This is a genomic window from Pseudoalteromonas sp. APC 3495 (assembly GCF_030407645.1).
Lineage (GTDB): Bacteria > Pseudomonadota > Gammaproteobacteria > Enterobacterales > Alteromonadaceae > Pseudoalteromonas > Pseudoalteromonas tetraodonis.
In genome coordinates this window covers 1-14,586 of the sequence record NZ_JASDDA010000002.1, presented here as the reverse complement: position 1 = coordinate 14,586, position 14,586 = coordinate 1, and the positions used below count along the sequence as shown (strand labels likewise).

9 protein-coding genes are annotated in these 14,586 nt (G+C 41.9%); 2 read left to right on the top strand and 7 right to left on the bottom strand.

What is annotated here, in order from left to right:
- Positions 1–12 precede the first annotated feature (12 nt).
- The 6 genes from accD to fabB all read right to left on the bottom strand — a co-directional run bounded on the left by accD (position 13) and on the right by fabB (position 10,650).
- On the bottom strand, positions 13–888 hold the full coding sequence (gene accD, locus QL984_RS00910) for an acetyl-CoA carboxylase, carboxyltransferase subunit beta (RefSeq protein WP_013465465.1): 876 nt from the start codon (positions 886–888) through the stop codon (positions 13–15).
- A 176-nt stretch (positions 889–1,064) separates the two neighbouring features.
- A complete protein-coding gene (truA, locus tag QL984_RS00905) occupies positions 1,065–1,859 on the bottom strand; it encodes a tRNA pseudouridine(38-40) synthase TruA (protein WP_016899264.1) in 795 nt (264 codons plus the stop codon).
- Between the two features lie 166 nt (positions 1,860–2,025).
- Positions 2,026–6,795: a FimV/HubP family polar landmark protein gene (locus QL984_RS00900; protein WP_290171877.1), complete on the bottom strand. Its 4,770-nt coding sequence runs from the start codon at positions 6,793–6,795 to the stop codon at positions 2,026–2,028.
- A gap of 351 nt (positions 6,796–7,146) precedes the next feature.
- Positions 7,147–8,163, bottom strand: coding sequence for an aspartate-semialdehyde dehydrogenase (locus QL984_RS00895; RefSeq protein ID WP_290171876.1), 1,017 nt, complete (start codon positions 8,161–8,163; stop codon positions 7,147–7,149).
- A gap of 45 nt (positions 8,164–8,208) precedes the next feature.
- Positions 8,209–9,330, bottom strand: coding sequence for a 4-phosphoerythronate dehydrogenase (locus QL984_RS00890; protein WP_290171875.1), 1,122 nt, complete (start codon positions 9,328–9,330; stop codon positions 8,209–8,211).
- A gap of 108 nt (positions 9,331–9,438) precedes the next feature.
- Complete coding sequence (fabB, locus tag QL984_RS00885; protein WP_290171874.1) at positions 9,439–10,650, bottom strand: beta-ketoacyl-ACP synthase I; 1,212 nt, start codon at positions 10,648–10,650, stop codon at positions 9,439–9,441.
- 179 nt (positions 10,651–10,829) lie between these two features.
- On the opposite strand from fabB, the gene mnmC reads away from it, so the two are divergent.
- Both mnmC and QL984_RS00875 read left to right on the top strand, forming a co-directional pair.
- Positions 10,830–12,839 (top strand): bifunctional tRNA (5-methylaminomethyl-2-thiouridine)(34)-methyltransferase MnmD/FAD-dependent 5-carboxymethylaminomethyl-2-thiouridine(34) oxidoreductase MnmC, encoded by a 2,010-nt coding sequence (gene mnmC, locus QL984_RS00880; protein WP_290171873.1) that lies wholly within the window; start codon positions 10,830–10,832, stop codon positions 12,837–12,839.
- A 291-nt stretch (positions 12,840–13,130) separates the two neighbouring features.
- On the top strand, positions 13,131–13,766 hold the full coding sequence (locus tag QL984_RS00875; RefSeq protein ID WP_016899261.1) for an NAD(P)-binding oxidoreductase: 636 nt from the start codon (positions 13,131–13,133) through the stop codon (positions 13,764–13,766).
- Here QL984_RS00875 and QL984_RS00870 read toward each other — a convergent pair.
- Entirely contained in the window at positions 13,759–14,517 is a 759-nt protein-coding gene (locus QL984_RS00870) for a sulfite exporter TauE/SafE family protein (RefSeq protein WP_290171872.1), read from the bottom strand. The genes QL984_RS00875 and QL984_RS00870 overlap by 8 nt on opposite strands.
- Positions 14,518–14,586 lie beyond the last annotated feature (69 nt).

Here is a 14,586-nt window from a genome sequence, read left to right as displayed (position 1 = left end):
TAAAGCTGAAATTTACGCTACTCTATGCTCTTGCTCAGTAGAAGGCAAGTTCATAAATTTTGCTAGAATACGTGCAAGCGTATCGCGCATTTCTCGACGGTCTATAATCATGTCGATTGCGCCATGTTCTAACAAGAATTCACTGCGTTGGAAACCCTCTGGTAGCGTTTCGCGAACAGTTTGTTCAATAACACGCGGACCGGCAAAACCAATCAAAGCTTTAGGCTCTGCAACATTAATATCACCAAGCATTGCCAATGATGCTGATACACCACCCATTGTTGGATCTGTCATTACAGAAATAAACGGTAGGCCTTTTTCAGTCATTTTAGCCAGTGCCGCACTGGTTTTAGCCATTTGCATAAGTGACATAAGGGCTTCTTGCATACGAGCACCGCCCGATGCAGAAAAACAAATCAGCGGCATATTATGCTCTAAACATTGGTCAACCGCGTCAACAAAACGAGCACCCACTACCGATGCCATTGAGCCACCCATAAATGAGAATTCAAATGCAACAGCAGCAACCGGAATGCCTTTTAGGTTCCCTTTCATTGCGACAAGCGCGTCTTTTTCACCGCTTGACTTTTGAGCTGCATTGATACGATCTGAGTATTTTTTTGAGTCTCTAAATTTAAGCACATCTTTAGGTTCGTGTTGGGCACCTAACTCGTGACGATCGCCTTCATCTAAAAACTGTTCAAGACGTTTACGACCACTAACACGCATATGATGATCGCATTTAGGGCATACGTTCAGTGATTTTTCTAATTCTGCTTTATATAAAATCGAATCACATGACGTACATTTAGCCCATACACCTTCTGGAATTTCTTTACGACCTGAAGATTTAGTCGTTTTTGGTAAGATTTTTTCTAGCCAACTCATTTGCAACTCTCTTAATGCTGTTCTGTGTCGCGAGTCTACATGTTAACCATGCAAACAAATTTTTCCAATTAAAACATGAATTACGCTGTCACGGTATAAAAAACTGGTCTTAGTAGTTAGCAATACGAATAACAGCGTATAAATTTAGCCTCAAAATATACACATCTCGTTACTTATCAAATATCACTGTCGGCTAAAAACAATGGTCCTAGCGGCGTTCTAGGGATATTAAAATGATCTGGATAATCAACATCCACTAAATATAAACCTGCTGCTTTTGCTGTAGCGCTCGCTTTAGCTCGCTCTTTAACATCTAGCAGCTCTTTTAACCAAATTGGTTCATGTTTGTGTAAGCCAATATCCATTAAACAACCCGTAATATTACGTACCATATGGTGTAAAAACGCATTGGCTTTAATATCAATAATGACATAAGCACCTTGGCGCTGTACCGATAAATGATGAATCGTTCGCGTTGCCGTATTAGCTTGGCAGTGCAGCGCTCTAAACGAGGTAAAGTCATGCTCACCTAGTAAATATTGACACGCCTGCTGCATTTTCACTTCATCTAGTGGGTGATGAAAATGTGTAACACCTTCATTTAATACCGCACCACGAAACGCATAATTGTAAATAACATAACGATAACGACGAGCAGTTGCACTAAAGCGGGCATGAAAGTCTTCTGCCACAGGTTGTGCAAAACGAATAGCAATATCTTTGGGTAATAAGGTGTTCATACCTAATGTAAAGGCCACCATTTCACGCTCAGCATGTGTATCAAAATGCACTACTTGTCCAGTGCCATGTACACCGGCATCGGTACGCCCTGCACATACAATTTCAACTGGATGATTACAAATGCGCGACAACGCTTTTTCTACTTCTTGTTGTACACTATTTACGTGTGATTGACGCTGCCAACCACTGTAACGTGCGCCATTGTATTCTACTCCAAGTGCTACTCGCATAATTACTGCTTTACCTACTGTGCTAATCGACGCTGCATTTTATGCTATATGGCGTCCCAATAAAAGCAGCGAACTAAGGTTCCTAACTATGCAATACAAAAAACCCGCTATTAGCATCACTAATAACGGGTTTTCATATCAACCATACCTTACAGGAGCTTGGTTATTAATTTTTAAGTTTAGCCTTTAAGCTTTGCGCTTCTTCTTGCACATCATCCGGGCCATTATTAATGATCTCATCCAGGATTTTAACTGCTGAGTCTGCATCATCAATCTCAATATAGGCATGTGCAAGATCAAGCTTAGCTGAGTAACCCCCGCTTTGGGTATCAACATCCATAGGGTTATCACCAGCCAGAAGTGAATCATACTCACCTAAACCAACATCCATATCGACGTCTGTGTAAGGTTCGTGATCTAAATCAGCTTCATCGCTTTGCTCTAATAAGGCATCAATATCAACAAAGTCATCCTGCGCTAATGGCTCAGTAACCTCAGGTTGCTCAATAGGCTCTTGCAACGAGGATGCGCTTTCGTCAGCTAAGTCTTCACTTAGTAAGCTATTAAAATCAACATCAAACTCACTGCTGTCACTTAAATCAACATTTTCAGGTTCTGCCAGTTCATTAAGCAAGGCATCAAAATCAGTTTGTGTTAAATCAGCCATGAACTCATCGTCAAGCTCATCATCTGAAATCATGTCTGATTCTGGCGATACTGGGCTTTGCGTTAAATCAGCTTCACGGTCAGCGTTCGTTTGCTCGTCAGTAAACTCTGATGATTCAGCTAAAGCATCAAGTTGTTCATCATCAAACTCATCGTCTGTGCTAACGCTTTGCCCATCTGTAATTTGTTCAGTCAGCTTTTCAGGCTCTGAAACTTCATTATCTAGACCTTGCGCAGTGTTTGACTCTGAAAACTCATTGTCTAGTAATAATTCATCATCAAAATCGTCTTCTAAGCTATCGAGATCATTACCTGCGGATAGTGCATTAGCGAGATCTTGCTCTGCTTGACTTGGTGACATACCCGTTGCATCACCGTCTAAATTATCACCTTGTAGCTCTTCTGGTGTTAGTGATTGATGCTCTTCATCAGATAAAGGCAACTCATCATCAAGCTCTAACTCAGGATATTCTTCAAGCTCTTCACTCGGTGTAACTATTTCTGGCTCGTATAGCTCATCGTCATCTGTCGATAAATCATTGTTTTGGATATCACCAGCAAGCGGATCATCACCTAAATCAATTTCATCTTCATCAAGCTCATCGTTTAAATCGTCGAGTGACCAATCAGGAACGTGTTCATCTGCATCGCTTGTTTGCTCAAGTTCACTTAAAAGATCATCAACGCTTTTAAAGTTTTCACCGTCGTACTCGTCAAGCGCATCTTCTGGGTCGAGTAAGGTTGAAGACGTATCGGTAAAGTCATCTTCTGATTCAACGTCAAACTCAGGATCTTGTTCAAGCTCTGGTTCTACTTCAAGCTCAGGCTCTGCTTCAAGCTCAGGCTCTGGCTCTGCTTCAAGTTCAGGCTCTGCTTCAAGCTCAGGCTCTGCTTCAAGCTCAGGCTCTGCTTCAAGCTCAGGCTCTGCTTCAAGCTCAGGCTCTGCTTCAAGTTCAGGCTCAACTTCAAGCTCTGGTTCTGCTTCAAGCTCTGGTTCTACTTCAAGCTCTGGTTCTACTTCAAGTTCAGGCTCTACTTCAAGTTCAGGATCTTCTTCAAGCTCAGGCTCAACTTCAAGCTCTGGTTCTGCTTCAAGCTCTGGTTCTACTTCAAGTTCAGGCTCAACTTCAAGCTCAGGATCAGTTTCAAGTTCTGGCTCTACTTCAAGCTCAGGTTCTACTTCAAGCTCAGGCTCTGCTTCAAGTTCAGGCTCTGCTTCAAGCTCAGGTTCTACTTCAAGCTCAGGCTCTACTTCAAGTTCAGGCTCTACTTCAAGTTCAGGCTCAACTTCAAGTTCAGGCTCTGCTTCAAGTTCTGTCTCAGCTTCAAGCTCAGGTTCTACTTCAAGTTCAGGCTCAACTTCAAGTTCAGGCTCTGCTTCAAGTTCTGGCTCTGCTTCAAGTTCTGTCTCAGCTTCAATTTCTGGCTCAGCTTCTACTTCAAGTTCAGATTCTGCTTTAAGTTCATCATCTACACCATCAACTGACCAATCTGGTGTTTCTACATAGTCGTCGGTAGGTTGTTCTAACTCACTTAACAGATCATCAATACTTTCAAGGTTTTCATCGTTAAATTCATCTAAGGCATCCTCTTGATCGAGTAATGTGGAAGATGTATCGGTAAAATCACCTTCAGATCCAACGTCAAACTCAGGCTCAGGTTCAAGTTCTGCTTGAAGCTCCGGCTCAGCTTCAAGCTCTGGTTCTACTTCAAGTTCTGGCTCTGCTTCAAGCTCTGGTTCTACTTCAAGTTCAGGTTCTTCTTCAAGCTCCGGCTCAGCTGCAACTTCTGGCTCAGCTTCAAGTTCTGGTTCTACTTCAAGCTCTGGTTCTACTTCAAGTTCAGGCTCTGCTTCAAGCTCAGGCTCTACTTCAAGTTCAGGTTCTACTTCAAGTTCAGGCTCTACTTCAAGTTCAGGCTCAACTTCAAGCTCAGGGTCAGTTTCAAGTTCTGGCTCTACTTCAAGTTCTGGCTCTGCTTCAAGTTCAGGTTCAGCTTCAAGTTTTGGCTCTGCTGCTTCAAGCTCAGGCTCTACTTCAAGCTCAGGCTCTACTTCAAGCTCAGGCTCTACTTCAAGTTCAGCTTCAAGTTCTGGCTCTGCTTCAAGCTCAGTCTCAACTTCAAGTTCAGGTTCTACTTCAAGTTCAGGCTCTACTTCAAGTTCAGGTTCTTCTTCAAGCTCCGGCTCAGCTTCAACGCCTGGCTCTGGCTCTACTTCTGGCTCAGCAAAAGATGAAGCGATAGATTCTACATCTTCACTATTTAACTCTTCTTGCGCGTCAGTTAAATCTTCAATTGAGTCCGCCAATGCATGATCTATTTCAGAATCATGAACATCACTTTCAGGTTGCTCCGCATCCAGTACATCGTCAATATCTACTTCGTCTTCATCAACTAGGCTGTCGATGTCTGGCTCTTCACTTTGAGCTTCAGTAGCCGATTGTTCTGCATCCAGTACATCGTCAATATCTACTTCGTCTTCATCAACTAGGCTGTCGATGTCTGGCTCTTCACTTTGAGCTTCAGTAGCCGATTGTTCTGCATCAAGTAAATCGTCAATATTAACTTCGTCATCTTCATCTACTAAGCTGTCAATATCCGCGTCTTCACTCTCTGCAGCAGCGGGTTGCTCTGCATCAAGCAAGTCATCAATGTCAATCTCGTCATCTTCTTCAACTAAGCTGTCAATATCGACTTCTTCACTCTGTGCAGCATCGGGTTGCTCTGCATCGAGTAAATCGTCAATATCAAATTCGTCATCTTCATCAACTAAGCTGTCAATATCGGTTTCTTCACTCTCTGCAGCATCGGGTTGCTCTGCATCGAGTAAATCGTCAATATCAAATTCGTCATCGTCTGCTGATGTGTCAGTTGCCTGCTCATTATTTTCATCGAGTAAATCATCAATGTCGAAGTCTTCGCCCTCTTCGGCAAGCTCTTCACTGAGTGCAGCCATATCATCATTCGATTCACCTTGGGGTTCATCTGGTAATGAATCGTCATCTTCTTCATCAAACAGACTATCTAAATCATCCGCACTTAAAATATCATCCGATTCGTCAAGATTAATTGTATCGCCCGTGTCATCTTCATCAGGGCTATCAAAATCTTGTTGCATGAAAACATCAAGTTCATCGCCCTCAGTATTTTCATCTTCAAAAACAACATCATCATTAAGTAAGCTTTCTAACTCATCTTGATCTAATAAACTGTCATCATCGAGCTCATCATTAAACTCCACATCATCATCAAGTAATACGTCATCCATGTTCTCATCTAACTGCACACTTAAATCATCAAGTGGATCGGGAGCAGGCGCTTCGTCAAGCGTGGGTTCTGGCATTTCATCTAGAGGGTCAGTATAAGCAGGCGCTTGTGGTATAAATTCATCATCGTTACTCTCAGGCTCTTGGTTATTACCACGCTTACGCAGCCACATAACTACAGCAAAAATAATCAACAACGCTGGAATGGTCATTAATAAAATGAGTACCAAAGGGTTCGAGAGTAATGCAGCAAAGCTAAATTCATTCTCTTGCTCTGCATCTTTTAATTTTTGCTGTGCAATGATCTCGTTTTGCTTAACGATTAATTCTTTTAACTGTTGTTGAATTTCACTATCTTGGCCTAGTTGTAAACGAACGTTTTCTAACTCGTTTGAAATACCTGTAAGCTGTTTTTTAAGGTTGTTGTTTTCAACTAAAATCTCTTCTACGTTACTAACCGAACTTTTAAACTGCTGCTGAAGCTCAACTAATTTATTACCTTGATCTGTTTTAATCGCTTTTAATTCTTGTTGTAATTCTTTTTTGGCTTCATCAACGTCTGCTTTGCGGGCTTGGGTTACTTGTGTTTGTGCTGAATTGATCTCTGCTTGAGTGAGTGTGCCATTTTTCTTTTTTTCCCACAGTTCATCGTCTTGCTCAGAACGTTGCTTAGCTAATTGCGGGTTTACTCGTCTAATTTCTGCCAAAGTAGGTATTTTTAAATACGAACCACTTTGCATGTGATTTAAGTTTTGTTCTAAAAATGAGTTGGGGTTTTTGTTATACAAGGCCTGCATAACTTGATAAATGCTGACTGAGTTATCTGGGCGAACTTTAACGGCAATACGCCAAAGTGTATCGGTTGGTTTTATTGGCCCAATAGAGCGACCCTGCGCGCCATAATCTGCGCCTTTAGGCCCTCTTAATTGGGTACTGTCTTGAGAGTAAACAGTCGTTACCATCAGTGCAGACGCTAATATAATAAGTGAAACGAAACCGCGCATGCTGATCCTTTAATGTTTAAATGTTAACGCAGCGCTTTAAAATTGGCGCTTAAACATTGATTATTCTTGCCGTTGTTAGCCACGTGGCCAACGCACATTTTTATTACAATCTATTTTTATTGCAAGCTCTATTCCAGTTACAAACTATAAACCAGTTAAGCCATAATATCCATCGCAACGCATTGAAAATAAATACCTTAAACATCAAGATAAAAATATTTTTATGTTGTTTATCAAGATGTTTACACTCTCTCAGTTAATAAGTGGCAAAAAAATGGCGGTTAAAGCATAAAAAAACGGCAAACCACTGTGGTTTGCCGTTTATTGAAATTATCACTATTTTCAGGCTAATTACATATAATTAGCAATCAGTTCTTCTGCTATTTGTACACTATTGGTTGCAGCCCCTTTACGGGTATTATCACTTACTACCCACATATTTAATCCATGTGGGTGTGAAATATCAGCACGTAAACGGCCGATATAAACAGTATCATTACCACTGGCATCCGACACAGCCGTTGGGTAGTCGCCAGCATCATCAATTAGTTCAACACCTGGCGCATCACTCAATAGTTGCTTTACATGCTCAAAATCATAAGGCATACGCGTTTCAATATTAATTGACTCAGAATGACCAAAAAATACAGGGACGCGAACACAAGTCGGGTTTACCGCAATGGTTGTATCGCCTAAAATTTTGTGAGTTTCGTTTACCATCTTCATTTCTTCGCGCGTATAGCCGTTATCTTCAAAGCTATCGATTTGCGGTATTACATTAAACGCAATTTGCTTAGGAAATATTTCGTTTTCCATTGGGCGTGCATTCATTAAATTTGCAGTTTGTTTAGCCAGTTCATCAACTGCCTCTTTACCCGCTCCCGACACCGCTTGGTAAGTTGAAACGTTAATACGATCAATGCCGTATGCATCATAAATAGGCTTAAGCGCAAGCATCATTTGAATGGTTGAACAATTAGGGTTGGCGATAATATTACGATTTCTAAAATCGGCTAAGCTCGATGCATTTACTTCTGGCACAATAAGCGGCACTTCAAAGTCATTTCTAAAGTGAGATGTGTTATCAATAACGATACACCCAGCATCTGCGGCAATAGGGGCATATTTTTCCGATACACTGCCACCAGCAGAAAATAAACCGATATGCGCTTGGCTAAAGTCAAAGCCTTCAACATCACGTACTTCTATGGTCTCACCACGAAACTTTATATCTTCGCCAGCACTGCGGCTGCTTGCTAATAAAAACAGCTGATCGACCGGAAATTTACGTTCTTCCAAAGTTTCAATGATTTGACGACCTACAAGGCCTGTAGCGCCGAGTACGGCAACGTTATATTTTTGCGACATATTTCATCCTCTGTAAGCACGATTAAAACAACCGTGCTAATTAAATTAGTTTGCTGTAGTAAAACCAAGCTGCGCAAGTGCAGCAAGCTCGGTGCTATCACCTTCAACCACCACGGTGCTAAATTCACGTCGGGTTGGATAATTTTTTCGTAAACTGTCAAAGCCTTCATCGGCCAAGTGACGCAGTAAAATGCCGTCATCACGGCGTACGTCATAAACTAAATGCACTAAACGAGCTATATCTGTTTCGCTAAAACTACTTCCTAGGGCGACTTTTTTAATTGCAGGAGGCGGTAAAAAATCATCAAGTGATTTTATTGCGTTAACCCCTTTTAGCTCACACAAGCTTTGATACAACATTTGTGTACCCCGAGCTTTACCCTCAAGAGTATGTCCGGCAATGTGCACACTGGCATAGCGAACATGCTCAAGTAACTCGGTTAAAATGTTAGGTTCGTTTTCCCACACATCCAACACTAAATCGAGCTCAGCGCCTGCTTCCATCACCTCAAGTAATGCTTGATTATCAATCACATCACCTCGGCTGGCGTTAATTAAAGTAAGTCCAGGTTTAAGCGTAGTTAAGCGCTTTTTATCAAGCATGTGCAGTGTTTTATGCGTACCTGTTTTTACTAACGGCACATGAAACGTGACTATATCTGACTGCGCTAATAGCTCATCAAGCTCAACGTGCTCGGGTAATAGCCCTTGCTCATGCTTTATTGGGTCGCACAATAGTAAATTAACATTCAGTGCTTTTAGCTTGTGCGCGAGGCAACTACCAATATTACCCACACCCACAATACCAATTGTTTTTCCGCTTAATGGGCTGGCGTTTTCTTGACTTAATGCAAATAAACTACTGATCACATATTCAGCAACCGCAATCGCATTGCAGCCAGGCGCACTGGTAAAATCAATATTTCTTGCGTTGAGCAAATCGGTATCAATATGATCCACACCAATAGTGGCTGTACCTACAAAGCTTAGCTTATTAGCCTGTGCTAATAATTCACTATTGACCTGCGTGACTGAACGAGTGAGTAATACATCAACATCAATGAGTTGTTCTGGAGTTAATTGCCTGCCATCAAATCGTTCAACCTCACCCATATCTTTAAAGAATTGCTCAACTAAAGGCATATTTTGATCGGCAAGAATTTTCATTGTGAGTCCGTTTGGCGAAATGAGGCGCTATTGTAACGAACAACCCCCTATTAGCACAAACGAAAAAGCCGAGCATTTTGCTCGGCTTTAAAATAGTTAAAGGTTAACTTAGCCTTTGTATTTGCTCATTACTAATGTGGCATTGGTGCCGCCAAAACCAAAACTGTTAGACATAACCGTATTTAGTTCAACGTCTTTGGCTTCAGTTACAATGTTCAAGCCCGCTGCTTGCTCATCAAGCTCATCAATATTGATAGATGGCGCAACAAAACCATGCTCAAGCATTAGCAATGAAAAGATGGCTTCGTGTACACCTGCCGCACCCAGTGCATGGCCTGTCATTGCTTTAGTTGCGCTGATCATTGGCGAGTTACCACCAAATACTTCTTGAATAGCGCCCAGCTCTTTCACATCGCCTACGGGTGTTGACGTACCATGAGTATTCAAGTAATCAATGCTATCAACGTTTTGCATTGCTTGGCGCATACAACGTACTGCGCCCTCACCCGATGGTGCAACCATGTCGTAACCATCTGAGGTTGCGCCGTAACCGGTAATTTCAGCATAAATGTGCGCGCCACGTGCAAGTGCGTGTTCTAGCTCTTCAACAACCACAATACCGCCACCGGCTGAAATCACAAAACCATCACGGTTAGCATCGTATGTACGTGATGCTTTTTCAGGTGTGTCGTTATATTTAGTCGAAAGCGCGCCCATAGCGTCAAATTCCATCGCTAGCGTCCAGTGAAGTTCTTCACCACCACCTGCAAAAATAACGTCTTGCTTGCCTAGTTGAATTTGCTCAACGGCATGGCCAATACAATGCGCAGAGGTTGCACACGCAGAGCTAATTGAATAGTTAACGCCTTTAATTTTAAATGGCGTTGCTAAACAAGCCGAGGTGGTGCTCGCCATAGTACGTGGCACCATGTAAGGGCCAACGCGCTTAACGCCTTTTTCGCGAAGGATATCGGCCGCTTCTACTTGCCATTTTGATGAACCGCCGCCAGAGCCAACTAATAAACCAGTACGCTCGTTTGATACTTGTTCGTCGCTAAGGCCCGCATCTTCAATCGCTTGTGCCATTGAAATATAAGAATAAACCGCTGCATCACCCATAAAGCGCATTGCTTTGCGGTCAACATGCTCTTTAACATCAATATCAATTTTACCTGATACATTGCTGCGCAATTTGTAATCAGCAAATTCTTGGTTAAAAGCAATACCGCTTTTACCCGCTCTTAGTGACTCTAATACTTCTTCTTTATTATTGCCGATGCTTGATACAACACCGATGCCTGTTATTACGGCTCTTCTCATGGGTAATTCCCTTAGCTTAATACTTAATTGTGTTCTATTTTACGCGAATTTAATCACCTAAGTGGTCAGCTTTCTAGCGTACACTTGTACTCTGAACCTACAGCTTATAAATAACGCCAGACTATTTCAAAGAAAACACGTAAAATAATTAAAAAATTATCTATAAAATTGAATTGGTCATGATAAAAAACGCCCACATACACTTTAATGATTTAGGGACACCGGTTGCTAATGACTTTGATGATGTTTATTTTTCTAATGACGACGGCCTTGCTGAATCGCATTATGTGTTTTATCAACAAAACAATATAGAGTCACGGTTACAAAATCATGACCGTGAGCACTTTGTTATAGCCGAAACCGGTTTTGGTACAGGGCTTAATTTTTTAAATGCATGGCAGCAGTTTTATGACCACCTGCAATGCCCACAAGTTCAAAGTCAACAGTCTAATAACGTGCAACGACTGCATTTTATTTCTTTTGAAAAATATCCACTTAGCGTAAATGATTTAAAACAAGCCTTGCAAGCTTGGCCTAGTTTAAGTCATTTAAGCGCCCAACTCGTCTCCCACTACCCGATTAATTTAACCGGTTGTCATCGCCTTGAATTTGCCAATGGCCTTGTGGTGCTCGACCTCTACTTTGGTGATGTGCTGGAATGTATTAATAGCATGAGCTACCCACAAAGTGGACTCGTTGACGCATGGTTTTTAGATGGTTTTGCACCGAGTAAAAACCCCGACATGTGGCAGCAAAGTGTATTTAACGCCATGGTTGATATTTCCAGATGCAACGCGACATTAGCCACGTTTACCGCTGCGGGCTTTGTTCGCCGTGGTTTAATTGAAGCGGGCTTTAGCATGCAAAAAGCTAAAGGCTTTGGCCGAAAACGAGAGATGCTAGTTGGCACACTCGCTCAGGCTAATTCAAAACAATCGGCCCCCGCCTATTTTGAGCATCACTTCTCTCCCCTTACCAATGTGGCTGTTATTGGCGGTGGTATAGCGAGCAGTTGTATTCTTTATAGCCTCGCGAAACGCGGTATACCAAGCCACTTATTTTGCCAAGATAAACAACCGGCCATGGGGGCATCTCACAATGTACAAGGGGCGATATATCCGCATTTACAAGCAAAAAATTCGCCACACAGTGAACTATTTGCCCATAGTTTTTTATACGCAAAGCGGCTTTACAATCAATTACTCAACAATGGCTTTTTGTTTGATCACCAGTGGTGTGGTGTGCTGCAACATGCAGTAAAAAAACCATTGGCAGAGCGTCATCAAAATCTCGCTGATAAACAACTGTGGCCAGAGCAGCTTATGCGAAATGTGACTGCTAATGAGGGTGATGCTATTGCTGGGGTTAAAACAGGTTACTCAGGGGTGTTTTTTGAACAAGGCGGCTGGGTTAATCCCCCCCAGTTAGTTTGTGCAATGTTAGATGCCGCACAGCAATTAAATGAGTTTGAGAGCCTATTTAATTGCCACATTGAGCAACTTAACAAACAACCCGATGGCTGGTACTTAACCACGCAAAAACAAACATTTGGCCCCTTTAGCGATGTGATTATTTGCGCCGGTGAACACAGCGATGCATTTGCGCAAACTAAAACGCTCCCTATTGTTGGCGTACGCGGACAGGTGTCACATGTTCAAGCAAGCACGCAATCACGTAAGCTAAAAACCGTGTTGTGTCACAAGGGGTATTTCACCCCCGCTTATTTAGATCACCATTGTATGGGCGCCACCTTTGAAAAAAACAGTAAAAGCCGTGAAGTGACCGAGCAAGATAATCAAACCAACCGCGAGCAACTGCTTAGCTTTTATAACAACACTGAATTTGCCACCAGCTTAGGCGATATTAGCTCTGCTAAAGCCGCTGTTCGCTGTAGTTTTATTGATCACTTACCTATGGCCGGTGAATGGGTGGAGCAAACTGACTATACACATGCATTTGCTAATTTACGTTTGGGTAAGCGCTATCAATACCAAGCATTAAAAAAACCACAACAGGGCCTACATATGTTTACCGGCTTTGGCGCGCGAGCATTATGCAGTGCACCGCTATCTGCCGAGCACTTAATTAGTAGTTTAAACAATGAACCTCGCCCACTAAGCGAGCGCGTAAGCCAAGCTATTCACCCAGGCCGCTTTATTGTTCGTGACCTTATTCGCAATAAAATTTAAAGGTTATAATACCTACAAAGCCCTTTACTGTAATTACCAAGAACGCAGTGTACGTATTGGCTTATACCACCGTAGCTTTGTAACCGAAGTAAGTATAATGATCGAGTAAAAAGTTCTAAAAAACGCCTTAAAAAATAGCTAATTTTAATACTCAGTTAAGTAATAACTTTTCACTAATATGTTTTTTTTAAATAAGCTCGTTTAAATCCCATTTACTCTTTAAAAATAATTTCCTACCCCAAGGTCTGTTTGTACGAACAATCTTTACACTATATTGAGAAGGAATTAATTATGAGTAAGACTTTAATTATTGGCGCAAGTGGTCAAATTGGTAAAATGGCTACCAAACTACTTTTAGAAAATGAGCAAAATGTTGTTGCACTTGTAAGAGACAAAAGCAAACTGCGTGATTTAGATAGCCCATTTTTAAGTATTGTTGAACAGGATTTAGAAGGTGACTTTTCAAGTGCCATTAATGGCTGCGACCAAGTTATCTTTGCAGCAGGTTCAGGTGGAAGTACAGGCACAGATAAAACCGTACTTATTGATTTGTGGGCAGCGACAAAAGCAGCAACTTATTCTAAAGAGCACGGTGTAAAACACTTTATTATGGTCAGCTCTATTGGTGCAGACGATCCTGATGCGATAGATAGTGACTTAAAGCCTTATCTTGTAGCAAAACATATGGCTGATGAGCATTTAATTCACAGTGGACTCAATTACACAATTGTCCGCCCAGGAACATTAACTGACGAAAGTGCCTCTTTGGAAGTAACAACAGAGCGCCCTAGCGATCAGTCAAAGGCTAAAATTAGCCGCGAAAATGTAGCCAACGCATTGCTTCACGTTGCTACAAACTCATTTAATAGCAATCGTATTTTTGAGTTATTTGATGGCGACAAACCAATAAAAGCCGCTATTAAGTAAGCATTACACTCACCCCTTGCCATGCAAGCTGCATGGCAAGCAGAGTTAAAATCACTTTAAAAATAACCCTAAAACGCGCCACCGAGAGCCGCTTAAGTAATCGAATCCCTAACCAGGTGCCAATGGCTCCGCTTAAAATCATCGCCAGTGTTAACGGCAACCATTGCCAAAAGCTAAAACCCAGCCCCGCATAAACAACGGCTTTTAAGCTATGCTGCAAGGTCATAATACTTGAAAAAGTCGCGGTAAATTTAAGCTTATCGTAATGATTAATGTGTAAATAACTCGCCACCAGAGGCCCACTTGCTCCCACAAAAGTAGAAATAAATGCCGTAACTACACCCGCTATTAAACGCCCTAATCGTGAGTCTTTATTAAATTCAGGGATTGTTCCCCACAGTAAATAAATCACAAATAAAGCCACAAACAGCTTCATGCTATCAAGGTTAATATCGCTTACTACTTGGCTTGATAGCCCCGCGCCAATTAACCCACCCAGAGTAAAATACAACAACATCGGCTTATCAAGATGAGCAATACTTAACAATAATCGATTGGCATTAGAGCCTAACTGCACTAAACCATGAACAGGCACAACCATTGCCATCGGCATAACCGACGCCATTACCACCAGCAACATTAATCCACCACCCGCACCAAAGGCTGCCGATACAAACGAAGTAAACCCCGCCAGTAAAATAAGTAACAGCGAGATCAAAGGCGAAATGTGTTCAGCTGTAAAAATATCCATATCAAAGCTCGCAGTTAATCATTGGCTCATAATACAAAAAATAGGTAAGTAAGCGACTAGTCTATTAGT

Bases quoted from the DNA above. Each gene is read 5' to 3' on its own strand.
- mnmC (WP_290171873.1), top strand. From the start codon at position 10,830: ATGATAAAAAACGCCCACATACACTTTAATGATTTAGGGACACCGGTT.
- fabB (WP_290171874.1), bottom strand. From the start codon at position 10,650: ATGAGAAGAGCCGTAATAACAGGCATCGGTGTTGTATCAAGCATCGGC.
- QL984_RS00870 (WP_290171872.1), bottom strand. From the start codon at position 14,517: ATGGATATTTTTACAGCTGAACACATTTCGCCTTTGATCTCGCTGTTA.
- truA (WP_016899264.1), bottom strand. From the start codon at position 1,859: ATGCGAGTAGCACTTGGAGTAGAATACAATGGCGCACGTTACAGTGGT.
- accD (WP_013465465.1), bottom strand. From the start codon at position 888: ATGAGTTGGCTAGAAAAAATCTTACCAAAAACGACTAAATCTTCAGGT.
- QL984_RS00900 (WP_290171877.1), bottom strand. From the start codon at position 6,795: ATGCGCGGTTTCGTTTCACTTATTATATTAGCGTCTGCACTGATGGTA.
- QL984_RS00895 (WP_290171876.1), bottom strand. From the start codon at position 8,163: ATGTCGCAAAAATATAACGTTGCCGTACTCGGCGCTACAGGCCTTGTA.
- QL984_RS00890 (WP_290171875.1), bottom strand. From the start codon at position 9,330: ATGAAAATTCTTGCCGATCAAAATATGCCTTTAGTTGAGCAATTCTTT.
- QL984_RS00875 (WP_016899261.1), top strand. From the start codon at position 13,131: ATGAGTAAGACTTTAATTATTGGCGCAAGTGGTCAAATTGGTAAAATG.